Consider the following 26415-nt stretch of genomic DNA (forward strand, 5'->3'; position numbering starts at 1 on the left):
CCGCAGAGCCGCGTGCGTGCCCCCGAGCTGCGCGGCGACGTCTGGCTGAACACCGGCGGCCGCCCGCTGACCCTCGCCGAGCTGCGCGGGCGCATCGTGCTGCTGGACTTCTGGACCAGCGGCTGCATCAACTGCCTCCACGTGCTCGACGAGCTGCGCCCGCTCGAGGCCGAGTTCGCGGACGTGCTGGTCACCATCGGCGTCCACTCGCCGAAGTTCCTGCACGAGGGCGAGCGCGCGTCGATCGAAGCGGCGGTCCGGCGCTACGACGTGCACCACCCGGTGGTCAACGACCCGAAGATGGAGCTGTGGTCGCAGTACGCGGTCCGCGCGTGGCCGACGCTCGCGGTCGTCGACCCCGAGGGCTACGTCGTGCACGTCGCCGCGGGTGAAGGCCACGAAGAGGCGCTGCGACGCGTGATCGCCGACCTCGTAGCGAAGCACGAAGCGAAGGGGACACTCCGCCGCGGCGGCAGCCCGTACGTCCCGGTCGAGGAGCAGGTCAGCGAGCTGCGGTTCCCGAGCAAGGCCGTCGCCACCGCCGAGGGGCGGGTCCTCGTCGCGGACACCGGGCACCACGCGATCGTCGAGTTCGCCTCCGACGGCGAGACCGTCATCCGCCGCTTCGGCAGCGGGGAGCGCGGCGGCCAGGACGGCCCGTTCGACGTCGCGACCTTCGCCGAGCCGTCGGGCATCGCGCTGCTGCCGTACGACGTCGCCGAGCGCGTCGGCTACCACGCCGTCGTCGCGGACACCGCCGGCCACCGGCTGCGCGGCCTCGACCTCATCACCGGCGACGTGACGACCGTCGCCGGCACCGGCAACCAGTGGCGCAGCGGGCCGGACTCGGGCAAGGGCGTCGAGGTCGACCTGACGAGTCCCTGGGACGTCGCCTGGTGGGGCCCGGCGGGCGGGGTCGTCGTAGCGATGGCGGGCAACCACACGCTGGGCGTGTTCGACCCGGTGTCGGGCACGATCCGCCGCTTCGCCGGCACGACCGTCGAGGGGCTGCGAGACGGCGACGTCGGCGAAGCGTTCTTCGCGCAGACGTCCGGCCTGGCCGTGGACGGCGACAAGCTGTGGCTGGTCGACGCGGAGACGTCGGCGCTGCGTTGGATCGAGCCCGACGGCGAGTCCTTCACCGTCCACACGGCGATCGGCACCGACCTCTTCTCCTTCGGCCACACCGACGGCCCGGCCGACAAGGCGCTGCTGCAGCACCCCCTGGGCCTCGCTGTGCTGGCCGGCGACAAGGTCGCGATCGCCGACACGTACAACGGCGCGGTCCGCTCCTTCGACGTCTTCACCCGCGAGGTGACCACGATCGCGACCGGCCTCGCCGAGCCGCAGGGCCTGGTGGCGCACGAGGGCGACCTGCTGGTCGTCGAGTCCGCGGGCAACCGCGTCGGCCCGCTGCCGGCGAGCGAGCCGACGGTCGTGGCGGGCGACGCGCACGCCGTGCGCCGCCCGCCGACGGTGCTCGCGCCGGGCGAGATCGACTTTTCGGTGGTGTTCACGGCACCGCCCGGCGAGAAGCTGGACGACCGCTTCGGCCCGTCGACGCGCCTGGAGATCAGCGCGTCCCCGCCGGAGCTGCTGGCCGACGGCGTCGGCACCGGCACGGACCTGACCCGCAAGATCCGCCTGGCCGACGGCGTCACCGAGGGCGTCCTGCAGGTCGTGGCCCAGGCCGCGAGCTGCGACGACGGCGGCGAGCACCCGGCGTGCCGGATCACGAGGCAGGACTGGGGCGTCCCGATCCGGCTGGAGAAGGGCGGGGCGAGCGAGCTCAGCCTGGTCATGGCCGGTGCTCCGCGCACCGACGGGTAACATGCAGGCCGTGTCTGACGGGGCGAAACTCGAGATCCAGATGCTGCACGACCGCGTCCTCGTACGGCTGTCGCCCGAGGAAGGCGAGCGCCGCAGCAGCGGCGGCATCGTGATCCCCGCCACGGCGCAGGTCGCCCGCCGGCTCGCCTGGGGCGACGTACTGGGCGTGGGCAACAGCGTGCGCAACGTCAAGACCGGCGACCGCGTGCTCTTCAACCCGGAAGACCAGCTCGAGGTCGAAATCCAGGGCGAGGGGCACCTGGTGATGCGCGAACGCGACATCCACGCGGTCGCCACCGAGCGAACCGAGCACGGCACGGGGCTCTACCTGTAGGCGGACTGCAGGCGAGTCGGGTCCCGCGGAGGGCGAGGGCGTGGCAGACGAAGAGGTGACCGAGCGCGCGGAAACGCTCGACCCCGAGGGTGCGACGCCGCCTGCCGAGCCTGCCGAGCCTGCCGAGCCTGCCGAGCCTGCAGTGGGGACCGAATTCGAGCCGCCCGCCGAGCCTGCCGCCGACCTGGCGCCGGTCGCGAACGCCGCGCAGGGGCCCGAGTCGGCCGAGGCCGGCGAGCCGCCCACGGAGGTGGCGCCGGTTGCCGAGTCTGCGCAGGGACCTGAGTTGGTCGAGCCTGCGGCTGAGACCGCGCGCGCTGAGCCGGTCACCGACGTGGCGCCGGTCGCGGAAACCGCGCAGGCGTCCGAGCCGGCCGAGGCCGCCAAGTTGATGCCGGTTGCCGCGGCTGCGCAGGGGCTCGGGCTGGCCGAGCCTGGGGCTGAGGTCGAGTGCGCTGAGCCGGTTACCGACGTGGCGCCGGTCGCGGAAACCGCGCAGGCGTCCGAGCCAGCTGAGGCCACCGAGCTAGTGCCGGTTGCCGAGGCTGTGCAGGGAGCCGGGCTGGCCGAGCCTTCGGCTGAGGCTGAGCCCGCCGAGCTGGCCACCGAGGTCGCGCAGGAGTCCGAGCCGGTCGCGGCCGCGACGGTGCCGGAGGTGGCTGAGCCTGCCGGGGGCACCGCCGATCTCTTCGCGGATGACCTCCTCGGCGAACTGCTCGAAACCCCCGTCCTCCCGCCCCCGCCCGAGACGCCCGCGCGGAAGCTGCGCAAGGGGGTTGCGCGGACCATGATGGCCATCGGGCTCGCGCTCGGGTTGTTCGTCATCCTCTACGCGATCGACCTGATTGTCAGCGCCGGGGACGTTCCGCGCGGGGTGACCGTCGCCGGGATCGAAGTCGGGGGGCTCAGCCATGCTGATGCCGAAGCCAAGCTGCGTCGGGAACTCGAGCCTCGGCTGATCCGGCCCGTTGTCGTGCACGGGGGCGATGTGCAAGCCGAGCTCGTGCCGTCGCGGTCGGGGCTCGGGCTCGACTGGCCGAACACCCTCGGGCTCGCCGGGCACCAGCCGCTCAGTCCGATCACGCGGATCATGTCGTTCTTCAGCAGTCGCGAGGTCGGGGTCGCCACGCGCACCGATGAACGGCAGATCACCGAGGCCGTGCGGCAGCTCGCCCAGGGCAGGCTCGACCACCCGGCCACCGAAGGGGCGGTCGGGTTCCGGCCGGTTCCGGGCAGCGACGGCGGTGTCGACCCGTACCCCGTCCTGCCGCGGCAGGGGCAGCAGCTCCTCGACCTGGCCGGTGCCGTGCACGCCGTCACCGAGCACTGGCTCGACCCCGGTGGGGTCCGGCTGGCCATGGCGATCACGCCGGTCAAGGCGACCGCGGCCGGGGTGCAGGCGGCCTACCAGCAGATCGTCGTGCCCGCCGTCGCGAAGCCCGTTGTCGTGCACGGGCAAGGCAAGGACGTGCCGCTCAAGCCCGACGCCATCGCCGCGTCGTTTCAGTTCGCCGCCGTCGAGGGCGGGGCCGTCGAGGTGCGCATCGACCAGGGCAAGCTGCAGGGCGCTCTCAAGGAGCCCCTCGCGAGCACCGAGACCGACGGCAAGGACGCGCGGATCGTCTTCACCGGCGACCAACCGGCCGTCGAGCCCTCCGAGGACGCCCGGAAGGTCAACTGGGAGAAGACCTTCCTGCCGCTCATCGACGTGCTGAAGAAGACCGACGGGCGCGATCTCCCCGTCGTCTACAGCGCGTCGAAGCCCGGCGTGACCACCGACGCCGCCAGTGCGCTCGGCATCAAGGAGGTCATCGGCGAGTTCACCACCGGTGGCCTTGCCGGGCCGGCCGCGACGAACAACCGGACGCTCGCCGATCGCGTGTCCGGCGCCATCGTCAAGCCCGGCGAGACGTTCAGCCTCGGCGGCCGCTCCGGCCCGCGCACCGCGGACAACGGCTACGTGCCCGCGCCCGTCGGCGAGGACGGCACCGGCGCCACCGTCGTCGGTGGTGGCGTCTCGCAGCTGGCGTCCACTTTGTACAACGCGGGCTACCTCGCCGGCCTGACCGACGGCGGTCACCTCGAGCACGACCAGTACCTCGACCGCTACCCCGCCGGCCGCGACGCCAAGGCCGTCAACGCCGACGGCAGCCCCGTCGAGCTCAAGCTGACCAACGACGCGCCCACCGGGATCGCCATCCAGGCCGTCGTTTCCGGCGACTCGGTGACCGTCCGGATCTGGGGCACCCGGCACTACCGCGTCGAAGGCCAGACCGGCGCGCAAACCCCGGGTGCTCCCCCTCCGGTGCAATTCGGGGGCACCGAGCCTTGCGTACCGTCGATCGGCTCACCCGGCTTCAGCGTCACCGACACGCGCGTGCTCTACGACGCCGCCAGCGGAGCCGAAGTCCGCCGGACGTCGCACACGGCGACCTACGGTCCGCGCCCGACCGTTCTCTGTTGAGTTGTCAGCGAAGGACCATGCACCCCGCCTCCTCGAAGTCGCGCAACCAGGCCGGCTCCCGGAAGTGCTTGTTCCAGCGCAGATCCAGTTTGTCCAATTTGGACAGCTGGGCGATCGACGCCGGCAGCGAGACCAGCTCGTTCTCCCGGAGGTCGAGCTGACGCAGCTCGCTCAGCGAACCGATCGACGACGGCAACGCGGTTAGCCGGTTGCCCCGCAGGTGCAGCTCCCGCAACGCCCCGAGGCTGCCGATCGACTCCGGCAACGCGGTCAGCTCGTTGCGGTACAGCCGGAGTTCGCGCAGGGACGCGAACCCCGAGAGATCGGCGGGCAGTGCCGTGAGCCGGTTGTCCGTGCAGCCCAGGTACCGCAACCGGCCCAGCCGGCACCACGCCGCCGGGAACTCCGTGAGCCGGTTGTCGCTGATGTACAGATACTCGGTGAGCCCCGCCAGGTCACCCAGCTCGTCCGGCAGCGCGTCGAACAAGTTGTGCGCCAGGTCGAGCGTGTGCACCGACTCGAGCGCCGAAATCCCCGGCGGCAGCGTGGAAATCCGGTTCGCCGCCAGGTTCAGCACGCGGAGCCCGGTCTGCGACCAGAGCGACGCGGGCACCTCCGTGAGCGCGTTCTTGTACAGGTCGAGGCGGGTCAGGCCGGGTGGCAGCACGGGCACCGACGTCAGCCCGCGGTCGTTCAGGTCGAGGGCCGTCACGACGACAGCCTCGTCGAGGGCAGCAGCGCCCACGTCGCCGCGTCGTCCGGAGTGGACACCTGGATCCGCAGCCCCGGCGCCTCGGACACGGCCAGCTCGGTGAGCCGGAGGTTCAACCGCCCGGCCCGCGGGTGGTCCATCCGCCGCAGCCGCGCCCGCGGTTCGGCCACCTCGTGCCGCGCCCACAGCTCGACGAACTCCGGGCTCAGCGCCGACAGCCGGCGGATGTCCTCTTCCCAGATCGGGTCGCCGACGTGCCTGCCGTACTCGGCGCGCATCCGCGCGACCATGTGCGGCACCTCCTCGTCGTAGTTCAGCAGGAGCCGTCGCGCGTTCGGCTCGGTCACGCAGCACCACAGCAAGTTCTTGTGCAGGCACGGCATGCTGTGCCACTCAAAGAACATCTCCTCGTGCGCCGCGTTCGACTCCAGCACGTCGAACCGGCCGTTGACGATCGTGGCGGGCAGCGGATCCAGCGCGCGCAGCACCTCGCGCACCGCGTCCGGCACCACCTCGGCCGGCGACGGGAGCCGGGACGGCGTCAGCTCCGCGAGCCGGTACAGGTGTTCCCGCTCGGGGTGGTCGAGCCGCAGCGTGCGCGCCACCGCGTCGAGCACCTGCGAACTCGCGTTGATCGGCCGCCCCTGTTCGAGCCACGTGTACCAGGTGACGCCGACACCGGCGAGCAGCGCCACCTCCTCGCGGCGCAACCCGCTGAGCCGACGGCGCGGGCCGGGTGCGAGGCCGACCTCCGCCGGGCCGATCCGCGCCCGGCACGCCTTGAGGAACTGGCCGAGTTCCTCCCGGCGGTTCGCGTGGACCTGCGTCTGGGTCATGCGGGACATGGTGCCCGAGGGGTACGACAGTTTTGGACGACTCGGCCGCGAGCCGGGTACTCACAGCACCAGCATCAGCAGGCTCTCTCCCCGCTCAGGCCGCGAAAAGCAGGCTCGGAGCCATGACTCTGACCACCTCTGCCCCGGCCTCGGACCGGGAAGCCCGGCCGGACCGGCGGCCGTGGTTCATGCTGGCCGTCCTGCTGCTCGGCCAGTTCATGGCGCTGCTCGACGTCACGGTCGTGAACGTCGCCATGGCCGACATCCGCACCGACCTCGGCGCGTCCGGCGCCGCGCTGCAGCTCGTCGTTTCCGGCTACACCGTGGGCTACGCGATGCTGCTGATCACCGGCGCCCGCCTCGGCGAGCTGTACGGGCGGCGCAAGCTGTTCGTCATCGGCACGATCGCCTTCACCGTCTGCTCCGCGCTCTGCGGCCTGGCACCGGGCGAAACGGTCCTCATCGTCGCCCGGATCGCACAGGGCGCGGGCGCCGCGCTGATGATGCCGCAGGTCATCAGCCTCATCCAGGCGCGGTTCACCGGGGCCGCGCGGGCCAAGGCGCTCAGCGCGTACACCGCGGTCATCTCGGTCGCCTTCGTGGCCGGTCAGGTGCTCGGCGGGGTGCTCGTCGGCGCGGACCTGTTCGGCGCGGGCTGGCGGCCGATCTTCCTGGTGAACGTGCCGATCGGCGTGCTCGTGGCCGTGCTCGCGGTCAAGGTGGTGCCCGCCGGCGGCGCGAAGGCGGGCCGCCGGCTCGACCTCGCCGGGCTCGCGATCGCCGTGCCCGCGGTGGTTCTCGTGGTGCTGCCGCTGGTGCTCGGGCACGAAACCGGCTGGCCCGCCTGGACGTACGGCTCGATCGCCGTGGGCCTCCTGCTGGCCGTGCTGTTCGTGGTCGTGGAACGGCGCGTGCGCGACCCGCTCGTCGACCTGACCGTGCTCAAGATCCGTGGTGTCGCACCGGGTCTGGCCACGCTTGCGGCGGGCGTCGCGTCCTACGGCGGGTTCCTCTTCTGCGTGTCCCTGCACCTGCAGTCGGGCCTCGGCAAGACGGCGATGGCCGCCGGCCTGGCGATGGCACCCGGCGGCGTCGTCTTCGGCCTCTGCGGGTTCTTCTGGAACCGGCTGCCGCGGCGGGTGCACGCCTGGTTGACGCCGTGCGGCTACGTGGGATCCGCGGTCGCCTACGCGCTGCTCGGGCTCGGCCGGGACGGCGGGACGCTGTTCTTCGTCGCCCTGCTGCTGTTCGGGCTGTCGATGGGACCCGCGTTCGGCTCGCTGATGGCGAACGCGCTGACGCACGTCCCGCTCGAGCGCGCGGCCGACGTCAGCGGTCTGCTGACCACGACGCTGCAGCTGGGTCAGGTCGTCGGCGTGGCCACGTTCGGCAGCCTGTTCCTGACCCTGGCCGTGACGTCGTCCGCGTCCGCGCTCACCACGGCGATGGCCTGCGCCGCCGCGCTGCTGCTCGTCGGCGCAGGCCTGGCCGTCAGGCGGTAGTGCGGTTGCCGCCCTTGATCTTCGCGTAGATCGCCGAGGCCGCGATGACGCCGACGACGGCCGCGACGATCTGGAAGATGTGCCGGATCCAGTCGATGCCGGCGGTGTCGCGGACGCCGAACACGCCGGCGAGCCAGTTGCCGATGAACGCGGCCACGATGCCGACGACGATCGTCAGCCAGATCGGGATCTTCTGGTCGCCCGGCGCGAACAAGCGGCCGAGCACGCCCAGGATCAGGCCCACGATGATCGTCGAGATGATGCCCCAAAGTCCGCCGAGCACGGTTGCCTCCTCGGGTAGGCGATGAGAGCTACCGTCGCACCGATCCCGTTGCCTCGCCCCCGGAGACCCCCCGATGGGTGAGAAAAGGATCCGGCCCGGTTCGCCCCCGACGGCGAACCGGGCCGGATCGGCCTGGGACGGGGTTACCTGGTGACGCCTCGGCGGCCGTACGCGCCGGCGGCGATGCTCACGCCGATGGCGGCGAGGACGACCTGGGTCAGGATCTCCAGCCAGTCGATGCCGTTGGTGTCGGCGTAGCCGAGACCGCGCGCGATGGCCGTGCCGATGAAGGCGGCGACGATACCGATCACGATGGTCAGCCAGATCGGGATGCTCTGCTTGCCGGGAGCGACGAGACGACCCAGCACACCGATGATCAGCCCGACGACGAGTGCGCTGACGATGCCGGCGACAGTCATCACTTTCTCCTCTCAGGGATCCGCGGACCCGGCGTCCGTCGGACTCGGTGAGCGGAGTGCCCGCCCCACTCGGGCCTGAAACGCGAAAAAGGCCCTCCTCAGGCGAGGAGAGCCCTTTTCGTGACTATCAGAACGCGGCTTCGTCCAGCTCCATCAGCGCGTTGTCGGCGGCGTCGACGATGGCGCGGCGGGCGGTCAGCTCCGGCAGCACCTGCTTCGCGAAGAACGACGCCACGGCGATCTTGCCCTCGTAGAACGGGACGTCCTTGGCGGACGCGCCCGCGTCGAGCTTGCCGATGGCGACCTCGGCGTGCTTGAGCAGCTGCCAGCCGATGAGCAGGTCGCCGACCGACATCAGCAGGCGGACCGTGTGCTGGCCGACCTTGTTGATGTTCTGCGGGTCTTCCTGCGACGACGTCAGGTAGCCGATCAGCGAGCCCAGCATGCCCTGGGTGTCCTCGAGGGCCTGCTTGAGCAGCCCGCGCTCGTTCTTGAGCCGGCCGTTGCCCGCCTCGGACTCGATGAACTTCGTGATCTCGCCGGCGACGAAGGCCAGGGACGCGCCCTTGTCGCGGACGATCTTGCGGAAGAAGAAGTCCAGCGACTGGATCGCCGTGGTGCCCTCGTACAGCGAGTCGATCTTGGCGTCGCGGATGTACTGCTCGATCGGGTAGTCCTGCAGGAAGCCGGACCCGCCCAGGGTCTGCAGCGACTGCACGAGCTGCTCGGTGGCGCGCTCGGAGCCGACGCCCTTGACGATCGGCAGCAGCAGGTCGTTCACGCCGTGCGCGACCTTCTGGTCACCCTCGCCGGTCCACAGCTGGTCCTGGAACGACGCCGTGTACAGGTACACCGCGCGCAGGCCCTCGGCGTACGCCTTCTGCAGCATCAGCGAGCGGCGGACGTCCGGGTGGTGCGTGATGGTGACGCGCGGCGCGGTCTTGTTCAGCATGTTCGGCAGGTCGGCGCCCTGGACGCGCTCCTTGGCGTACTCGAGCGCGTTGAGGTAACCGGTCGACAGCGTCGCGATGGCCTTGGTGCCGACCATCATCCGGGCGTACTCGATGACCTGGAACATCTGCGCGATGCCGTCGTGGACCTCGCCGAGCAGCCAGCCCTTGGCCGGGGTGCCGTGCTGGCCGAAGGTCAGCTCGCACGTCGTCGAGGCCTTGATGCCCATCTTGTGCTCGACGTTCGTGACGTAGGCGCCGTTGCGCTCGCCCAGCTCGCCGGTCTTGGAGTCGAAGTGGAACTTCGGCACGAGGAACAGCGACAGGCCCTTGGTGCCCGGCTTGGTCTCGATGCCGGGGCCCTCGGGGCGGGCCAGCACGAGGTGCATGATGTTTTCGCTCATGTCGTGCTCGGCGGAGGTGATGAACCGCTTCACGCCGTCGATGTGCCAGGAGCCGTCCTCCTGCTTGGTGGCCTTGGTGCGGCCCGCGCCGACGTCGGAGCCGGCGTCCGGCTCGGTCAGCACCATCGTCGCGCCCCAGGCGCGGTCGATCATCAGCTGCGCCCAGTGCTTCTGCTCTTCGGTGCCGTTCTTGTCGACGATCATCGCGAAGTTCGGGCCCGCCATGTACATGAACAGCGGGGCGTTCGCGCCGAGGATCAGCTCGGAGGCGGCCCACTGCACGGTCGGGGGCAGGCCGAAGCCGCCGAGGTCGTTGGTCAAGCCGAGGCGCCACCACTCGCCCTCGATGAGCTGCTGGTAGCTCTTCTTGAACGACTCCGGGATCTTCACGCTGAACGTCTTCGGGTCGTACACCGGCGGGTTGCGGTCCGCGTCGGCGAACGACTCGGCGAGCGGGCCGGTGGCGAGCTTGTTCAGCTCGGCCAGCACCCCGCGCGCGGTCTCTTCGTCGGACTCGGCGAGCACGCCCTTGCCCAGGCGCTCCTGCACGCCGAGTACCTCGAAAAGGTTGAACTCCAGGTCTCGGACGTTGCTCTTGTAGTGGCCCATGTCGTCACTCCAATGTGTTCGGCTCCCCGGCCGGGCACATACTCGCCTTACTCGCCGGTAACTTCAGGATATTACCTGCGGGTAACTGGAGCAAGCAGATCCGCACTACCGAGTAGTGGAAATCCACGCAGAAGTGGCGTTCTCGCTGGGGAAGGGCCTCAGCGGTGGCTCTGGATCGCCGCTGTGTCGGCCGTCACCGGCACGTGGCCGTCCTCGGTCCGGGCGACGAGGATGCCGCCGCGGAAGGCGATGGTGACCGCGTGTGTCCGGTCCCGCGCGGAAAGCTTGCGCAGGATGCTCTTCACGTGCGTCCGGACCGTCTCCACGGAGAGGAACAGCAGCTTCGCGATCGCCGAGTTTTCGAGACCTTCGGCGACGAGCTGGAGCACCTGGTATTCGCGCCTGGACAGCGGCATCGGGCCGCGCCCGGCGGGCGGGCTGTCGTGGGCGAGGTCGCCCTTCGGCACGGTCGACCGCTTCGGCCGGGCGGTCAGCGCGGCCAGCGCCGGGTCGATGTACCGGCGTTCGGTGTGGGCCCGCCGGATCGCTTCGGCGAGCCGCCGTGAATCGATCGACCGCGGCACGATCGCGTGCGCGCCCGCGGCGATCGCGGCCGCCAGGTACTGCTGGGTGCGATTCGTGTCACGGATGAGCGTGACCAGGATCAGTGCCGGGTCACCGGCGTTGAGCAGCTTGGTCAGGTGGCAGTTCGGGTCGAGCGCCGAATCGAGCACGACGACGTCCGGCTTGACCTGCTCGCACAGCTGCAACGCGGCGTGGTGGCTGGCCGCCTGTCCCGCCCAGTGCAGCCCCTGGCTGCGGTGGACGAGCGCGGCGAGGCCGTCCCGGTAGATCGGGACGGGATCGACGACCGCCACGCCGAGACTGCGCCCGCCGGGTCCGATCGGCCCCGTGGGCCTGCGGGTGGGCTCGATGCCGTGCATCGTGGGCCTCCGTCTCCTGCGCCGTCGCTCCTGGGACGCCTCCCCGGCGTCGCCCGGTCCCCCCTGCCGGGACCGGCCAAAAGTGACTCCTCCTGCTTGGTACGAGTCGCGATTGCGCAGCTCATGACGCCAATTCCCCCTCATGGCCCAACCGTCCGGTCACAGCAAACTCTCGGTAGAAAACGGTGCGGATGCGATCGTGCGCTGGGGGCGGTGAGGTCCTGATGGGGGTGTCGTTGCTACTGAGGGTGGCCCGCAGCTTGTTCAACGATTTCGACGATCGCGGGATGCGGCCCGCAGCCGTCCGAACTCCTCGCCGAGCCCGGCCGGCGTCCAGTGCGCGTTGAGCCCGCTCGGGTTGGGCAGCACCCACACGTGGGTGTCGCCGATGGGCTGATCCTGCGGCCCCACGCGCGCCTTCGGGAAGCCGAACGCGGTCCGGTACGCCGTGATCCCGACGACGGCGAGCCACTCGGGCTGGTACTCGAGCACTTTCGCGACGAGGATCTTGCCCCCTTCGCGCAGCTCGTCGTCGGTGAGTTCGTCGGCGCGGGCGGTGGTCCTCGCGACGACGTTCGTGATGCCTAGGCGGAGGTCTAGGAGCTGCTCCTGCTCGCTGGGCAGGTAGACGCGCGGGGTGAAGCCGCCGGCGTGGAGGGCGGGCCAGAAGCGGTTGCCCGGGCGGGCGAAGTGCTGCTTGAGCACGCCGGAGTAGAGGCCGGGGTTGATGCCGCAGAAGAGGACGTCGAGGTCGGGGGCGATGACGTCGGGGATGGTCGTGCCGTGGGCGGCGGCGAGTTGGTCCTTGGTGGGTCGGGTGCTCACAGGTCCAGTTTCGGGCACGCTCGCTCGGGTGTGGCAGGTCTGTCCACAACGCGCGGGGGTTGTGGACAGATCGGTCTGCGGGCCGCCGATCGGGCGGTTTTGTCGGGGGCGCTCGATACGCTGGACGAGGGACGCCCCCCAGGGAGGGCGGGGGCTGCTTGGGCGGGAGCGGCCGGTATGTCAGGAATGGGTCGCTCACCTCGCCAGACGTCAGGGGCCCGGCAAAGTCGCGCGCCGGCGAGCGGGTGACCGGCCGCAGGCTGGCCGCGTGGTCTGCCCAGCGTCGCGGGGATGCCATGAAAGGGTCATTCATGTCGTCTGGTGAGGTGAATGACCCTTTCATGACATCGTGGATCGGCGGATCGGCCGTGCTGCCCGACTTTGCCGGAGCCCTGTCGCCAGACGCGATGAACGGGTCGTTCATGACGTCCGGACCGGGACGGTCGGCTGCTCGTCCACCTGGTTTCGGGCACGCTCGGGACATGGACGTCACCGCGGACGGCTGCTCGGTCGAGGTTTACCTGCTCCTGCCGCCGAGCGGCGAACCCGAGATCGTGCACGCGGCGATCCCGCCCCGCGCATCGATCCTCGAGCTGGGCAGCGGCCCAGGCCGCGTCACCCACCCGCTCCTCGACCTGGGCCACGAGGTCGTCGCAGTCGACGACTCGCCCGCGATGCTGGCCCACGTCCGAACAGAAACGGTGTGCGCGCGAATCGCCGACCTCGACCTCGGCCGGACCTTCGACGCCGTGCTGCTCGGCAGCCACCTGATCAACACCGCACAGGACGCCGACCGGCAAGCGATGCTCCTCGCGGCCCGCCGCCACCTCGCCCCGGCCGGCCGGCTGATCGTCGAATGGCATCCGCCGGAGTGGTTCGACACCGTCGCGTCCGGCCAGGGCGGCCTGATCGGCGAAGTGGCGGTCGAGCTGGCCGACGTCGTCCGCGACGGAGACCTGCTCTCGGCGACAGCCCGGTATTCGGCGCGAGGAAAGCACTGGCGGCAAGAGTTCACCTGCCGCCGGTTCGCCCTCGAAAAGGCGCTGACCTCGACCGATCTGATCTTCGACGGCTGGCTGACCGGTGACCGGGCCTGGTTCGCCGCTCGCCGTGGTCGCCGGGGGTAGCGGAGCACGCACGGACCTGCGTACCCTGTGTGATCTCCCGCACAGCGTCGTACCGAGGAGGATTTCGTGCAGCTTCCGCTCATCCTCGGGCTCGTCGCGCTCGTGCTGGCCGTCGCCGCGCTCGTCGTCGTTCTCGAGGACAGGCGGGCCGCCAAGCGGGCCGCGCTCCAGCGGAAGGCGCGGTTAGCGCGTCTGGGCGAGGTGGATCCGCTCGCGCCGAGCCGGCTGCACGCCGATCGGTGAACGGCTGCCGCGCAGCAGCGTGAGCAGGAGCGCTCCGAAGACCCAGCCGACGCCGGCGCCGAGCGCGTTGTTCATGAGGTCGTCGACGTCGAAGATGCGATAAACGAACGGCGCGGTGCCGAAGTTCGCCGTGACCTGCGTGATCTCGATGAGCAACGACGCCGTGAAGCCGATCAGGGTGGTGCCGATCAGGCCGCGGCGCCACAGGATCCGGGCGAACACCCCCAGCGGGACGAACAGCAGCACGTTCAGGCACGCCTGCTGGAACGTCTGCGTCGCGAACCACTGCGTCAGCGGCTCCCCGTGCTTGAGCAGCTCGCTGTGGATGTCGGTGATCCACTGGAACGGGTGCAGCTGCACCGTCTGCGTCAGCCGGCGGGTGCCGGGCCCGGGCAGCGGGAGGAAGACGACCGCCAGCGTCATGCACGCGTAGAACAGCACCGCCGCGGTGGTGGCGATGCCGCGCGGGCGCAGGCCGCCGTAGCGGGCGAGCTGGGTGAGCAGCTGCGGCACCAGGACGACGGTCCACAGCGCGAGGAAGCCGATGAACCCGTACTGCAGGGCCGTGACCTGTGCGTTCGTCATGCCACCGACGTTATGGATCTTGACCCGGGTGCCGCTTCGGTCGATGAGCCGGACGGTCCGGGCGGCCATCGGCCACTTGGCCGACCTCGCCACGGGCCGATCGGTCAGGGGCTGGGCGTGGCCGAAGTCATTCAGCGATAACCGGATGCGGCTTGCGCCGGACCGGGAATGACTACGACGCTTCGCACGTCGGAGTGTTGTGCAGGCAACGAAAGGAACGCTCATGGCACCGGTCCGGGTCGGCATCGTCGGGCTCAGCGCGAACGGCGGCTGGGCCGCGACCGCGCACGTGCCCGCGCTGGCCGCGGTGGAGGGCTACGAGCTCCGCGCGCTGAGCGGGAGCAGCGCCGAGTCGGCGCGGGTGGCCGGAGAGAAGTACGGCGTGCCGCTGACCTTCGGCGACGCCGGGGAGCTGGCCCGGCACCCGGAGGTCGACCTGGTCGTCGTCGCGGTGAAGGTGTCCGAGCACCGGACGCTGATCGAGCCCGCGCTCGCCGCGGGCAAGCAGGTGCTGAGCGAGTGGCCGCTGGGCGCCAGCCTGGCCGAAACGCGGGCGCTCGCCGAAGCCGCGAAGACCGGGCAGACCGCGGTCGGCCTGCAAGGACGGTCCGCGCCGGCGTTGCGCTACCTGCGCGACCTCATCAAGGACGGTTACGTCGGCCGCGTGCTTTCGACGTCGCTGATCGGCTCGGGCGGCAACTGGGGGCCGAGCGTGCGCGCCGGGCGGAGCTACCAGCTGCACCCCGAGGGCGGCGCCACGATGCTGACCATCCCGTTCGCGCACACCGTCGACGCCCTCGACATGGTGCTCGGCGGGTTCACCGAGCTGTCGGCGACGATGGCGACCGTCCGGCCGCGGGTGCGCGACGAGGTCACCGGCGACTCGGTCGCGATGACCGCGCCGGACCAGATCGCCGTCACCGGGGTGCTGGCCGGCGGCGCGGTCGCGGCGGTGCACCTGCGCGGCGGGACGTCGCCCGCCACGGACTTCCACTGGGAGGTCAACGGCACCGAGGGCACGCTGGTCGTCGAGGCCGCCGACCCGCTGTTCTGGATCGCGAAGCTGACGCTGCGGGGCAGCCGCACCGGCACGCTGGAGAAGCTGACCGTGCCCGCGCGCTACGAGCTCCCGCAGCTGGCCGGGCGCAGCGCCGAGCCGTCGTACAACGTCGCGCACGCCTACGCGCGGCACCTGAAGGGCGACCTGCCGGACTTCTCGCACGCCCTGCGGGTGCACCGGGTGCTCGACGCCGTCCAGCGGTCGGCCGACACCGGGACGCGGATTCACCCGGACGCAGAGTAACTGTTACCGGCGGTTGTAGCTTTTCCGCGGGCAGCAACTTACCCTCGGGTAATGGACGACGTCGTCTACGACCGCGTGGGCACCGGCGAACCGCTGGTGCTGATCCACGGCATCGGCCACCGCCGCCAGGCCTGGGCGCCGGTGGTGCCGCTGCTCACGCCGCATCGCGACGTCATCGCCGTCGACCTCCCGGGCTTCGGCGAGTCGCCCGAGCCGTCGAACGGGTACGGCATCGAGCCCGCGCTGGTGCTGTTCAAGCAGCTCTTCACCGATCTCGGGCTCGACCGGCCGCACGTCGCGGGCAACTCGCTCGGCGGGCTGCTGTCGCTGGCGCTCGGCCAGGCCGGGCTCGTCCGCAGCGTCACGGCGTTGTCGCCCGCCGGGCTGTGGAACCGCACGCAGAAGATGTACGCGATCGCCGCGCTCAAGGCCCACCGCGCGCTCGCCCAGCGCACCCCGCCGCACGTCGTGCGCCGTATCGCCGCGACCGCGGCCGGCCGCACGGCGCTGACCGGGATGATCGTCGGGAAGCCGGCGCTGCTGACCCCGGACGCCGTCGTCGAGGACGCCCACGCGCTCGCGACCGCGCCCGGCTTCGAGCCGACCGCCGCGCAGTCGCGTGGGGACTTCCGCTTCACCGGCCCGGTCACCGGCGTCCCGGTGACCATCGCGTGGGCCGCGCACGACCGGATCCTCGCCCGCCCGCGCGTCGCCGACCTGCGGAAGGTCGCTCCCGAAGGGACGTTCAAGCTGCTGCCCGGCTGCGGGCACGTGCCGATGAACGACGACCCGGCGCTCGTCGCGCGGGTGCTACTCGACGGAAGCCGTTAGGTGACATTCGCTTTACGTCCGTCTTTTGACCCTGGTAGCTGACTCGTCCGCGAGGCAGAATCCTCCGCCGTGCGCCCGTTCGGGGACCTTGGGCGCGAATCGGAGGAACACACGCATGAGGCTTTCAACCCGGCTCGCGGTCTGCGCCGCGGCCGCACTGGCGACGACGGCGGTGACCACCGCACCCGCGTTCGCCGGTCAGGGCCCGGACCCCACCACCGACGTCCGGATCATCGGGTTCAACGACCTGCACGGCAACCTCGAGCCGCCGTCGGGCTCCAGCGGCCGGGTCGTGCAGTCGGACGGGACCACAGTGGACGCCGGCGGCGCCGCTTACCTGGCCACGCACGTGAAGCAGCTCCGCTCGCAGGTGCGCAACTCGTTCGTCGTGTCCGCCGGGGACAACATCGGCGCGTCGCCGCTGACCTCGGCGCTGTTCCACGACGAGCCGACCATCGACTTCCTGAACATGCTGGGCGTGAACGCGTCCGTCGTCGGGAACCACGAGTTCGACGAGGGCTACCAGGAACTGCAGCGCATGCAGTTCGGCGGCTGCCACCCGACGGACGGCTGCCAGTTCCAGCCGACCTTCGACGGTGCGAAGTTCCCGTTCCTCGGGTCCAATGTGTACTTCACCAACGGCCTGCCCGCGCTGTTGCCGTTCACCGTCAAGTTCGAGGGTGGCGTGCCGGTCGGCGTCATCGGCGCCACGCTGAAGGACCTGCCGTCCGTCGTCACGCCGGAGGCGATCAAGGGCCTCAAGTTCGGCGACGAGGTCGAGGCGATCAACCGCACCGCGGACCTGCTCGACTACTTCGGCGTGAAGGCCCAGGTCGTGCTGATGCACCAGGGCGACGGCACCGAGGTCGAGGGCCCGAACGACTGCAAGTTGCGCCCCGGCCCGGCCGCCGCGATCGCGGCCGCGGTGACCCCGAAGGTCGACGCGTTCTTCACCGGGCACAGCCACCAGCAGTACAACTGCGTGATCAACGACCCGGCGGGCCAGCCGCGCCCGGTCATCCAGGGCTCGTCGTTCGGCAGGCTGCTTTCGGTGGTGGACCTGAAGATCAGCCTGAAGACGCGGGACGTCGTGCGCTCGCAGACCAAGGCGTTCAACGAGATCGTCACCCGGACCGTCACGCCGGACCCGGCCGTGGCCGCGCTGGTCGCCGACGCCAAGGCGAAGTCCGGCCCGATCGCGAACAAGCAGGTCGGCACCATCACCGCGGACCTGCCCGCGGCGGGAAACGCGGCCGGCGAGTCGCCGCTCGGCGACGTCATCGCCGACGCGCAGCTCGCGGGCACGGCGTCGAACAACGCGGTCGTCGCGATCACCAACCCGGGCGGCATCCGCGCCGACCTGACGTACAAGTCGTCCGCGAACGGCGAGGGCGACGGCGTGGTGACCTACGGCGAGGCGTTCACCGTCCAGCCGTTCTCGAACATCATGCAGACGATCACGCTGACCGGCGCGAACCTCAAGAACGTGCTGGAACAGCAGTGGACCGCGAGCGGCACGAAGATCCTGCAGATCTCGAGCTCGCTGCACTACTCGTACTCGGCGGGCGCGCCGATCGGCTCGCGCGTTTCGGACATCACGGTCAACGGCACGCCGGTCGACCCGGCGGCGACGTTCCGCGTGTCGGTGAACAACTTCCTCGCCGCCGGCGGGGACGGCTTCACCGAGTTCACCAAGGGCACGAACCTGGCCGGCGGACCGGTGGACCTGGACGCGCTCATCGCGTACCTCGGCGCCCACCCGAACCTGGCCCCGCCCGCGGCGGACCGGATCACCCGCCTGCCGTAGGTCCGCTTTTTCCAAGACGCCGGGTCGACAATGGACCCATGACGACCTGGGAAGAAGTCGTGCGCCTGGCCTCGGGACTCCCCGAGGTCGAGGCGTCGACCTGGTACCGCACGCCCGCGCTGAAGGTGGCGGGCAAGGGGTTCGCGCGGCTGCGCACCGAGGCCGAAGGCGGCTTGGTCGTGATGTGCGGACTCGACGAGAAGGCCGCGTTGCTGGATTCCGGCGACGCGGCCTTCTTCACGACACCGCACTACGACGGCCACGGCATGGTCATCGTGGATCTCGAAAAGGTCGACGTCGATCAGCTGCGCGAGCTGCTCGAAGAGGCGTGGCGGCTGCGGGCGCCCCGGCGGCTCACCACTTGAGCTCGCCCTTGAGCATGCTCATCAGGATCATGTCGTGGCGCGCGCCGTCGGCCGCGACGAACGCCTCGCGATGGCGGCCGTCCTCGGAGAACCCGACCTTGCGGTAGACGTGCCGCGCGCGCTCGTTCTCGGCGACCACCCAGAGCGTGATCATGTGCAGCCGCATGGAGTTGAAGCCGTAGCGGCACATCAGGCGCAGTGCCTCGGTGCCGTAGCCGCCGCCGTTGCGGTACTCGGCGTCGCCGATGTAGATGTCCAGCTCGGCGTTGCCGACCTCGGGCACGGCGTCCCGGAGGTCGACGATGCCGATCAGCTTGCCGTCGGCCTCGATGCCGAGCACCACCAGCTCATAGGTGTTGACCGGGCGTTCTGCGGCCTTCTTGCGGAGTTGTGCGAGCGAGCGCGGGTGGTCGTGGACCATCCACCGGCCGACTTCGGGATCGTGCACCCAGCCGTGGATCCGGTCGGCGTCCTCCGGCTCGAGCGCGCGCAGCCGGACGAGTTCGCCTTCGAGCACTTCTCCCCCTAGTCCCGCTTCAGCAGCAGGAAGTCGTGGACGTCCAGCAGGCCGAGCACCTGCCGGATCGGCACCGGCATGGCCTGCCGCGACTCATCATGCACGAGCTCGGCGCCGTGCACGGCCACCTTTTTCCGCCGGAAGACGAGCGTGCAGCGCCCGGCGGCGAGCACGTTCTTCACCCAGTCGGCGTCGGGCCCGTAGGTCAGCGCGACGACGAAGCCGTCCTTCGTGCGGAAGACGTTGATCGGCGTGCGGAACTCGCGGCCGGACTTCCGTCCCTTGTGGACGACGATGGCGAAGCCGGGGGCCCAGCCGGCGATGTGCTTGAGGACCTGGTTGGTCGCGACGCGGTTGAAGCGGGCGACTCGCTTGGAGAGCACCATGCCCCCATGGTGGTCCCGCCCGGGGAAAAAATCAACAACCGATGAATTAGCCGATCGGGTGACCCCGGGTCCCCGCCCGCACCGCGCCGATGGTGGGATGTTGCGCATGTCGACCGCATGGCCGCTGCGCCAGGACCCGGAAGCGCCGGTGATCATCGCACTGGCTCTGGTCAACGACCCGGACGCGCTGGGTTTCGTCGTACTGGACGACGAGGACGACTTCTTCATCAGCGACGGCACCGAGCTGTCGGACGACGTGGTGGTCAACCGCGAAAGCTTCGGGAAGATGTCGCTGCGCGAAGCCGTCGAGCTGCTGCCGCAGCTGGGCGCGCTGGCCGGCCTGCCGACGGGCATGGCCGCCGACTGGGACCCCGAGCGCCGCACGTGGCTGCTGTCGTCGGTGACGGGTTCGGACGACGAAGACGAGGACATCCGGCTGCTGGCCCAGCGGCGCGCGGCGTGGAAGTTCGAAGGCTCGCCGGACGACGAAGCCCAGATCAGCAGCGGCTTGACGGAGATCCCGACGGGTCCGCAGCAGCCGCTGCGCGCGGTCCGCCAGGTCGTCCGCGAGCCGGACGGCACGTGGCTGTTCGTCGGCTTCGAGGTCCCGGAAGCGGAGGACTTCGAGGTCGAGGGCCTGGAGCTGGAGCACGTCGCGAACCTGTACCCGGACGTCCGCACGGTGCTGAAGGCCGCACCCGGCCAGGTCTACGACCGCGCCACCCCGGACGGCGACTGGGAGCTCGTCGAGGGCTGAGAAAAAAAGTCCGGCGCGGTTGTCCCGGCGACGCCGGCGCCGTTCGTCCTTACAGTGAGAGCCGGCGATCGGCGCCGGTTGAGGACCTGTGAGGAGCAGCCATGCCCCAGTACGCCGCGTTCATCTACGCCTCCGACGTCGACCCGACCAACCCCGAGCTCGCCCCGCTGCTGGCGGACTACAACGAGTTCGGCACCGCCGCGCAGGCCGTGATCCGCGGCGGCGCGGCGCTGTACCCGACGGCGACCGCGACGACGGTCCGCGTCAGCGGCGGCAAGGGTGGCGACATCGTCACCAGCGACGGCCCCTACGCGGAGACCAAGGAAGCCCTGACCGGCTTCTACCTGCTCGAATGCGCCGACCTCGACGAAGCCGTCAAGGTCGCGGCGCAGATCCCGGGCGCCTGGGACGGCGCCATCGAGGTCCGGCCGGTCGTCGACTTCGGCAAGTGACCGGCGCCGGGGACGCGGTCGCGCGGCTGGTCCGGGACGAGGGCACCCGGGTACTGGCCACGCTGGTCCGCGTCACCGGCAGCGTCGACCTGGCCGAAGACGCGGTCCAGGACGCCGTCGTGCGCGCGCTGGAGACGTGGCCGCGCGACGGCGTCCCCGCCAACCCCCGCGGCTGGCTCCTGGTGGCGGCCCGCCGCCGCGCGGTCGACGTCGTCCGCCGCGAAGCGAAGCGCCTCGGGAAGGAAGCGGACGCGATGCCGGCCATCGACCCGTACCCCGACCCGCATTCGGTCCGCGACGACCTGCTGCGGCTGGTGTTCACGTGCTGCCACCCGGCGCTGTCGCTGGACGCCCAGGTGGCTTTGGCGCTTCGCACCCTCGGCGGTTTGTCGACCGCGGAGGTGGCCCGCGGGCTGCTCGTCCCCGAAGCGACGATGGCGAAGCGCCTGACGCGCGCGAAGCAGAAGATCGCGCAGGCGCGGATCCCGTACCGGGTGCCCGCGGCTTCGGAGCTGCCGCTGCGCCTGTCCGGCGTGGCGTCGACGGTGTACTTGATCTTCAACGAGGGCTACACGGGCCGCGTTTCCCTGCTCGACGAAGCCGTTCGGCTGGCCCGGTTGCTGGCGTCGCTGATGCCGGACGAGCCGACGGCGCTGGGCTTGCTGGCTCTGGTGCTGCTGCAGGACGCCCGCCGCCCGGCGCGGTTTTCGGCGACGGGGACGCCGGTGCTGCTGGCCGACCAGGACCGTTCGACGTGGGACTTCGAGCTGATCAAGGAGGGCGTCGAGCTGGTCGGCGTGGGCCTGCGCCGGACCCCGACGGTCCCGAACCCGTACGTGATCCAGGCGGCGATCGCGGCCTGCCACGACCTCGCGCCGTCGTACGCGGCGACGAACTGGAACGCGGTGATTTCCTGGTACGACGTGCTGTTGTCGATCCAGGACACCCCGGTGATCCGCCTGAACCGCGCGGCCGCGGTCGCGGAACGCGACGGGCCGTCGGCGGCGCTGGCTTTGGTGGACGCATTGCCGGATTTGGCGGATTACCCGTGGTGGCACGCTTCGCGCGCGGAGTTGTTGCACCGCTTGGGTTCGCCGTCGGCTTCCGAGGCGCTGGAGCGCGCGGTGGAAACGGGATTGCCGGACGCGCACGCGGCGGAATTGCGGGCCCGGCTGGAAAGCGAAAACCCCGGGCGGAATACCCGGGGTTTCGGTGAGAGCGGATGACGGGAATCGAACCCGCGTATTCAGCTTGGAGCTGCTCTTACTTGTGGAGGCGCACGCCGGCAGGCCAATTATCACGGCCAGTCACCGACGAGTGTCACTGAGCAGCGGCTGCTGGTCGCGCGTGGGTCCTTCGTTTCCGACCGTGACACAGGTCGCTAAGATCACTCGATCAGGTGACGAGCGACGCGGGGGTGGCCATGACCTTGGGTGACCTGACCGATCGTGACGCGGTGTTGCGCGCAGTCCGGAGGTACGACGAGCTTGGGCCCGAGCAGTTCCTAAGCACCTACGGGTTCAAGCCGGCACGAGAATACCTACTCCAAGTTGACGGAAAGCACTACGACTCGAAGGCCATCGCCGGGGTGGCTCACGGTCTCCAGCACCCCGAACTTGGCCCACTGAAAGCTGACAGCTTTAATGGTGGTGCCGATGGTGCGGCCCGCCGCTTAAGAAGGCTTGGCTTTACCGTTGCCACTCGAGCGCAAATCAGTCCTCCGCAGGTCGGCGAGGAACATCCCAACCGGACTGCTATCCGCGATACCTACGGCGGCAACGGCGTCGCTGGCATTCTCCGGTTCCCCGGTGATGACGCTGTCAATGCCTTCTCTGATGAAGAGGGGCCGTACGCTGACGAGCCACCCGACCCCATTGCGCCGTTCGAATACCGCGGCGATGGGCGGCAAGGTCACCAGAAGCTGGTTCGCGGCAACAAGATGCTCGATACCGCTCGGCGGGAGCGTCGAGCGGTGCGGTTCTGGTATCGGCCCGCCGGTGGCAGTTTTAGCTTCGTTACGTGGGTTGCGGTGCTGGACCGAGCGCAGGTTTGGGCGCTCGACGACAACAAAGAGCAGCGGCTGGAGTACACCTTCCTCGTTGTCGCAGTTCCCGATCCGGACTCCATGACGTGGCCAGCGCATGTTCTTGACCGCCTCAACGATCGTTCCATCACTGACCAGCCGCCTCCGCCGGTACCTGCCATTGCTGACGCTGACACGTCTGTGCGGGCGCGTAGTTACGGGGACTACGTCGAAAGCTTTGGGGACGAACCCGTTTCAGGCGTGACGCAATCACCGGCAACCAAGGCGTCGCGGAACAACTATCGTCGGAGTAGGCGAGCTCGAGACGCAGTGCTCATCAGGGCTGCCAACCGGTGCGAGAACGATCGATGCACCGGCATGCCGGCAGACACCACTCCGGCCGGCACCGCGATTCTCGAGGTTGACCACGTCGATGACTTGGCCCTCGGTGGCCCTGATCACCCTGCCCGCATGATTGCGCTTTGCCCCAACTGCCACGCGACGAAGACGCGTGGCAGGCATCGAGCGGCTCTGCGGCGCCACCTTCGCGCGCGAGCGCAGACTTTGCACCGCGCGGCTCTCAGCTGTGTTCAGTGGCAAACAACGTCCTGAGAAGTGCACGCCGAACATAGAGAAAGCCCCAGGTCACAATAGACAACTTGTGACCTGGGGCTTTCTCTCTGAGAGCGGATGACGGGAATCGAACCCGCGTATTCAGCTTGGGAAGCTGATGTTCTACCATTGAACTACATCCGCAGTGCGTCGCCAGCATACACGGCAGCGTGATCCCCTTGTCCAGACCCCTCCCTCCTTGACGTCGGCGCGTCAAGTGACAACACTTGTTGTCGACCTCGGAGGTGAGCATGGAGGAGCCCGAGCTGTTCCGCCAGGGTGGGTTCCGGCTCGCGGCGCGGCTGTTCATCGACGGGGACATCCGGGGGGACGAGCGGCAGGTGGCGCGGCTGCGGGAGTTCGCGCAGGTGCAGGACCGGCTCGCCGACGACGTCGTCGCGTGGATGGCGCGGCAGCCGAAGGGGCAGGGGAGGCGGCTCTTCGAGGACGCGCTGCGGGGTGATCCGGTGGTGCCCGGGCCGCTCAAGGAGTTCTTCGAGCAGGTCGACGCCAAGCCGTACTGGGTCGACGACGAGCGGCTCGAACGCGGGGCGCGGGCCATCACGCGGGCCGGGTTGCTGGGGCTCTTCCCGCTCGGGGACATGTCGCTGATGGGCGGGTACCTCGCGTCCCGTGCGACGAAAGCGCTGGTCGGGACCGGGGAAATCGAGTACAAGGCGACGCGGCGGCTCGTCGAGACCGCCACCTGGTGGATCGACGTCACCACGCCCGGGTCGCTCAAGCACGGGGAGAAGGGGTACGCCTCCGCTCTGCGGATCCGGCTCGTGCACGCCCACGTGCGCGCCGCCATGAACGGGCGGGACGACTGGGACTACGAGGCGTGGGACCGGCCCGTCAACCAGGTGCAGACCGCCGGGACGCTGCTGCTCTTCTCGCTCGTCTACGTCTTCGGCACGCAGCTGCTCGGCCTCCGGTACTCCGCCCGCGAGCGCGGCGACATCCTGCACCTCTGGCGGTACATCGGCTGGCTCATGGGGGTCGACGACGAGCTGCTGCCCACGTCCGAGGAAGACGCTTGGCGCCTGCTCTGGCTGCTCGCCGCCACCGAGTTCATCCCGGACGACGACTCCAAGCGGCTCGCCAAGGCGCTCGTCGAGGCCAACGCCGCCGTCGGGGAGGGGCGCGGGGCCGTCGGGAAGGTCCTGTCGCACGTTTCCGTCGCCGTGCACTCCTCGATCAGCAGGCTCGTGCTCGGGAAGACCAATGCCGACTTCCTCGAGCTGCCGAACGATCCCGTGGCGCAGGCCGCGATCGTCGCGGTGGCCGGGGTCAACTTCGCCGCCGAGACCGTGCGGCGGTTCATCCCCGGGGCCACGGCGCTGCAGGAGCGGATCGGGCGCGCGGGGCGCCGTGGGTACGTGAAGCGGCTCGAGAAGATCTTCGCGCCCGATACGTCCTACGCGCAGCACATGCGGGTGGCCTGAGCGCACCGGATAGGCTGCCGGGCGTGCTGCTCAGTGACCGTGACCTCCGCAAAGAGCTCGACGCCGGCCGGCTCGGCATCGACCCCTTCGATGCCGGCATGGTCCAGCCGTCCAGCATCGACGTCCGGCTCGACCGGTTCTTCCGCGTCTTCGACAACAGCAAGTACACCCACATCGACCCGCAGCTGCAGCAGGACGAGCTGACGTCGCTGGTCGAGAAGGAGGGCGACGAGCCCTTCGTGCTGCACCCGGGCGAGTTCGTCCTCGGGTCGACCTACGAGCTCGTCACGCTGGCCGACGACCTGGCCGGCCGCCTCGAGGGCAAGTCCTCGCTCGGGCGCCTCGGGCTGCTCACGCACTCGACCGCCGGGTTCATCGACCCCGGCTTCTCCGGGCACATCACGCTCGAGCTGTCGAACGTCGCCAACCTGCCGATCACGCTCTGGCCGGGCATGAAGATCGGCCAGCTCTGCATCTTCCGCCTGTCGAGCGCGGCCGAGCACCCGTACGGCTCCACCGAAGCCGGGTCCCGCTACCAGGGGCAGCGCGGCCCGACCCCGAGCCGGGCGTACAAGAACTTCCACCGCGTCGACACCTGGCGCTAGGCCGCGATCTTCTCGTTCCAATCGATGCGGTGCTCCCACATGAAGGCGTTCGGGTCCTCGTCGAACGGCTTCGAGAACGCCCGCTTGATGAAGAAGTCGCGGACGACGCGCCCGACCGGGCCGATCACCTTCTGCTCGCCGTTGCGCTTGCCGGCCGCGACGACCGCTTCGACGCGCTCGCGCCGCAGGCCCCCGTAGGTGGCGAGGGCTCGCGAAACCTCCGGCACGTCGCGGAGGCACTTGGCCAGCGTGACGGCGTCTTCGATGGCCATCGACGCGCCCTGGCCCGCCGCCGGTGACGTCGCGTGCGCCGCGTCGCCGATGATCACCATGCGGCCGCGGTGCCAGACCGGGACCGACGGGAAGTCGTACGTCGGCCACGCCGGGTAGAGCTCCCGCGTGGCGCGGATGATCTCGGTGGCCGGCGTCCGGTCGCGGGACACCAGGTCCAGCAGTTCGGCGCGCAGCTTCGCCCCGGCGAGCGTGGTCAGCTCGGACGCGGTCGGCTCGGTCTTGCGGGCCGGGTTCGCGAACCACCAGACGCGGCCGTCCGGGCTCACGACGTGGCAGAAGAACACCCGCTTGCCGAACACCATGTTCAGCACCCCGGGCTCGTCCGGCAGGGCCAGGCCTTCGGCGAACCCGCCGGTGTTGAGCAGCGGGACGTAGCGCGGCGACGGCGCGTCCGGGTCGATGATCGTGCGGACCCGTGAGCGGAGGCCGTCGGCGCCGATCAGGAGGTCGCCGTCGGTGTGCGAGCCGTCCGAGAAGTCGGCTCTGACGTGCGTGTCCGCCTGGCTCGCGCCGATCAGGCGCTTGCCGTACCCGGCGTGGATGCCGCGTCGCGCGGCCTCGTCGCGCAGGGCGACGTAAAGCTCGGAGCGCAGGACGGTCTGGCTCACGGTGCCGTCCGGGAGCGCGCCGCCCAGGGGGAATTCGGCCAGCCGGGTGCCGTCGCCGAGCGCGATCGACATCCGCGGCGAGTCGAAGCCCGTGCGCCGGACGACGTCCTTCAGGCCGAGCGGGAGCAGGGCGTCCAGGCCGTTCACCGCCAGCGTGAGGAAGGCGCCGACACCCTCCGCGCCGCGGTCGTACGCCTCGAACAGCACCGGCTCGTACCCGGCCTCGTGCAGGGCGATGGCCGTGATCGTGCCCGCGATGCCGCCCCCGATGATCAGCGCCTTGGTCATCTCGTTCGTCCCCTCGAATCTCTTAGAAACTAATTCGTTCTGTCGAACTAAAGAG

At 70.2% G+C, this 26415-nt stretch carries 27 protein-coding genes and 1 tRNA gene; 16 read left to right on the forward strand and 12 right to left on the reverse strand.

Features of this window, described 5'->3' with window-relative positions:
• Positions 1–12: 12 nt before the first annotated feature.
• The 3 genes from G3I65_RS19185 (at position 13) to G3I65_RS19195 (ending at position 4628) form a co-directional block, all read left to right on the forward strand.
• Positions 13–1830 (forward strand): NHL domain-containing thioredoxin family protein, encoded by a 1818-nt coding sequence (locus G3I65_RS19185; RefSeq protein WP_160697355.1) that lies wholly within the window; start codon positions 13–15, stop codon positions 1828–1830.
• A gap of 1 nt (position 1831) precedes the next feature.
• Entirely contained in the window at positions 1832–2164 is a 333-nt protein-coding gene (locus G3I65_RS19190; protein ID WP_125309067.1) for a co-chaperone GroES, read from the forward strand.
• A gap of 391 nt (positions 2165–2555) precedes the next feature.
• Positions 2556–4628 (forward strand): VanW family protein, encoded by a 2073-nt coding sequence (locus G3I65_RS19195; protein ID WP_160697356.1) that lies wholly within the window; start codon positions 2556–2558, stop codon positions 4626–4628.
• A 4-nt stretch (positions 4629–4632) separates the two neighbouring features.
• Here G3I65_RS19195 and G3I65_RS19200 read toward each other — a convergent pair whose 3' ends face one another.
• Positions 4633–5340: a leucine-rich repeat domain-containing protein gene (locus G3I65_RS19200; protein WP_160697321.1), complete on the reverse strand. Its 708-nt coding sequence runs from the start codon at positions 5338–5340 to the stop codon at positions 4633–4635.
• The gene (locus G3I65_RS19205; RefSeq protein ID WP_160697322.1) at positions 5337–6176 is read right to left on the reverse strand and encodes a helix-turn-helix transcriptional regulator; all 840 of its coding nucleotides are present in this window, start codon (positions 6174–6176) and stop codon (positions 5337–5339) included. Before G3I65_RS19205 ends, G3I65_RS19200 begins: the two co-directional genes overlap by 4 nt.
• A 122-nt stretch (positions 6177–6298) precedes the next feature.
• Here G3I65_RS19205 and G3I65_RS19210 point away from each other — a divergent pair, with 122 nt between their 5' ends.
• Positions 6299–7678 carry an MFS transporter gene (locus G3I65_RS19210; RefSeq protein ID WP_160697323.1) on the forward strand — a complete coding sequence of 460 codons (1380 nt, stop codon included), beginning with the start codon at positions 6299–6301 and terminating at the stop codon, positions 7676–7678.
• On the opposite strand, the gene G3I65_RS19215 is transcribed toward G3I65_RS19210, so the two are convergent.
• The 5 genes from G3I65_RS19215 to mug all read right to left on the reverse strand — a co-directional run bounded on the left by G3I65_RS19215 (position 7668) and on the right by mug (position 12112).
• On the reverse strand, positions 7668–7961 hold the full coding sequence (locus G3I65_RS19215; RefSeq protein WP_160697324.1) for a GlsB/YeaQ/YmgE family stress response membrane protein: 294 nt from the start codon (positions 7959–7961) through the stop codon (positions 7668–7670). The genes G3I65_RS19210 and G3I65_RS19215 overlap by 11 nt on opposite strands.
• Positions 7962–8104: 143 nt before the next feature.
• Positions 8105–8380, reverse strand: coding sequence for a GlsB/YeaQ/YmgE family stress response membrane protein (locus G3I65_RS19220; RefSeq protein WP_160697325.1), 276 nt, complete (start codon positions 8378–8380; stop codon positions 8105–8107).
• A 127-nt stretch (positions 8381–8507) separates the two neighbouring features.
• Complete coding sequence (locus tag G3I65_RS19225; RefSeq protein WP_160697326.1) at positions 8508–10343, reverse strand: acyl-CoA dehydrogenase; 1836 nt, start codon at positions 10341–10343, stop codon at positions 8508–8510.
• Positions 10344–10501: 158 nt separating this feature from the next.
• On the reverse strand, positions 10502–11287 hold the full coding sequence (locus tag G3I65_RS19230; RefSeq protein WP_160697327.1) for a response regulator transcription factor: 786 nt from the start codon (positions 11285–11287) through the stop codon (positions 10502–10504).
• A gap of 264 nt (positions 11288–11551) precedes the next feature.
• On the reverse strand, positions 11552–12112 hold the full coding sequence (gene mug, locus G3I65_RS19235) for a G/U mismatch-specific DNA glycosylase (protein WP_160697328.1): 561 nt from the start codon (positions 12110–12112) through the stop codon (positions 11552–11554).
• Positions 12113–12594: 482 nt separating this feature from the next.
• On the opposite strand from mug, the gene G3I65_RS19240 reads away from it, so the two are divergent.
• Both G3I65_RS19240 and G3I65_RS56480 read left to right on the forward strand, forming a co-directional pair.
• On the forward strand, positions 12595–13239 hold the full coding sequence (locus G3I65_RS19240; RefSeq protein ID WP_160697329.1) for a class I SAM-dependent methyltransferase: 645 nt from the start codon (positions 12595–12597) through the stop codon (positions 13237–13239).
• 66 nt (positions 13240–13305) lie between these two features.
• Positions 13306–13482 (forward strand): hypothetical protein, encoded by a 177-nt coding sequence (locus G3I65_RS56480; RefSeq protein ID WP_166640279.1) that lies wholly within the window; start codon positions 13306–13308, stop codon positions 13480–13482.
• On the opposite strand, the gene G3I65_RS19245 is transcribed toward G3I65_RS56480, so the two are convergent.
• The gene (locus G3I65_RS19245) at positions 13423–14067 is read right to left on the reverse strand and encodes a VanZ family protein (RefSeq protein ID WP_160697330.1); all 645 of its coding nucleotides are present in this window, start codon (positions 14065–14067) and stop codon (positions 13423–13425) included. The two genes, G3I65_RS56480 and G3I65_RS19245, sit on opposite strands and share 60 nt — an antisense overlap.
• A gap of 223 nt (positions 14068–14290) precedes the next feature.
• Between G3I65_RS19245 and G3I65_RS19250 the strand changes: the two genes are divergently transcribed.
• From G3I65_RS19250 to G3I65_RS19265, 4 genes are all read left to right on the forward strand, one after another.
• Positions 14291–15370, forward strand: coding sequence for a Gfo/Idh/MocA family protein (locus G3I65_RS19250; RefSeq protein ID WP_160697331.1), 1080 nt, complete (start codon positions 14291–14293; stop codon positions 15368–15370).
• Between the two features lie 51 nt (positions 15371–15421).
• Positions 15422–16201, forward strand: coding sequence for an alpha/beta fold hydrolase (locus tag G3I65_RS19255; protein ID WP_160697332.1), 780 nt, complete (start codon positions 15422–15424; stop codon positions 16199–16201).
• 115 nt (positions 16202–16316) lie between these two features.
• Positions 16317–18008, forward strand: coding sequence for a bifunctional UDP-sugar hydrolase/5'-nucleotidase (locus G3I65_RS19260; protein WP_160697333.1), 1692 nt, complete (start codon positions 16317–16319; stop codon positions 18006–18008).
• A gap of 38 nt (positions 18009–18046) precedes the next feature.
• Positions 18047–18373, forward strand: coding sequence for an MmcQ/YjbR family DNA-binding protein (locus G3I65_RS19265; protein WP_160697334.1), 327 nt, complete (start codon positions 18047–18049; stop codon positions 18371–18373).
• Here G3I65_RS19265 and G3I65_RS19270 read toward each other — a convergent pair.
• Positions 18363–18890 (reverse strand): GNAT family N-acetyltransferase, encoded by a 528-nt coding sequence (locus G3I65_RS19270; protein WP_160697335.1) that lies wholly within the window; start codon positions 18888–18890, stop codon positions 18363–18365. The genes G3I65_RS19265 and G3I65_RS19270 overlap by 11 nt on opposite strands.
• Before the next feature lie 8 nt (positions 18891–18898).
• On the reverse strand, positions 18899–19276 hold the full coding sequence (locus tag G3I65_RS19275) for a nitroreductase family deazaflavin-dependent oxidoreductase (protein WP_160697336.1): 378 nt from the start codon (positions 19274–19276) through the stop codon (positions 18899–18901).
• A 106-nt stretch (positions 19277–19382) separates the two neighbouring features.
• Between G3I65_RS19275 and G3I65_RS19280 the strand changes: the two genes are divergently transcribed.
• From G3I65_RS19280 to G3I65_RS58795, 4 genes are all read left to right on the forward strand, one after another.
• On the forward strand, positions 19383–20033 hold the full coding sequence (locus G3I65_RS19280; RefSeq protein WP_160697337.1) for a hypothetical protein: 651 nt from the start codon (positions 19383–19385) through the stop codon (positions 20031–20033).
• A gap of 101 nt (positions 20034–20134) precedes the next feature.
• A complete protein-coding gene (locus G3I65_RS19285; RefSeq protein WP_160697338.1) occupies positions 20135–20485 on the forward strand; it encodes a YciI family protein in 351 nt (116 codons plus the stop codon).
• Positions 20482–21711 carry an RNA polymerase sigma factor gene (locus G3I65_RS19290; RefSeq protein WP_160697339.1) on the forward strand — a complete coding sequence of 410 codons (1230 nt, stop codon included), beginning with the start codon at positions 20482–20484 and terminating at the stop codon, positions 21709–21711. The genes G3I65_RS19285 and G3I65_RS19290 overlap by 4 nt, the downstream gene beginning before the upstream one ends.
• Positions 21712–21884: 173 nt before the next feature.
• A complete protein-coding gene (locus G3I65_RS58795) occupies positions 21885–23120 on the forward strand; it encodes an HNH endonuclease signature motif containing protein (RefSeq protein WP_160697340.1) in 1236 nt (411 codons plus the stop codon).
• A gap of 73 nt (positions 23121–23193) precedes the next feature.
• Here the strand turns inward: G3I65_RS58795 and G3I65_RS19300 are convergent.
• A tRNA-Gly gene (locus tag G3I65_RS19300) sits at positions 23194–23264 on the reverse strand.
• A gap of 107 nt (positions 23265–23371) precedes the next feature.
• Between G3I65_RS19300 and G3I65_RS19305 the strand changes: the two genes are divergently transcribed.
• Both G3I65_RS19305 and dcd read left to right on the forward strand, forming a co-directional pair.
• Positions 23372–24565: an oxygenase MpaB family protein gene (locus G3I65_RS19305; RefSeq protein ID WP_160697341.1), complete on the forward strand. Its 1194-nt coding sequence runs from the start codon at positions 23372–23374 to the stop codon at positions 24563–24565.
• A gap of 23 nt (positions 24566–24588) precedes the next feature.
• Complete coding sequence (gene dcd, locus G3I65_RS19310) at positions 24589–25170, forward strand: dCTP deaminase (protein WP_086865668.1); 582 nt, start codon at positions 24589–24591, stop codon at positions 25168–25170.
• Here the strand turns inward: dcd and G3I65_RS19315 are convergent.
• Complete coding sequence (locus G3I65_RS19315; RefSeq protein WP_160697342.1) at positions 25167–26360, reverse strand: NAD(P)/FAD-dependent oxidoreductase; 1194 nt, start codon at positions 26358–26360, stop codon at positions 25167–25169. The genes dcd and G3I65_RS19315 overlap by 4 nt on opposite strands.
• Positions 26361–26415: the final 55 nt, after the last annotated feature.

It is taken from the genome of Amycolatopsis sp. SID8362 (assembly GCF_010550475.1).
GTDB lineage: Bacteria > Actinomycetota > Actinomycetes > Mycobacteriales > Pseudonocardiaceae > Amycolatopsis > Amycolatopsis eburnea.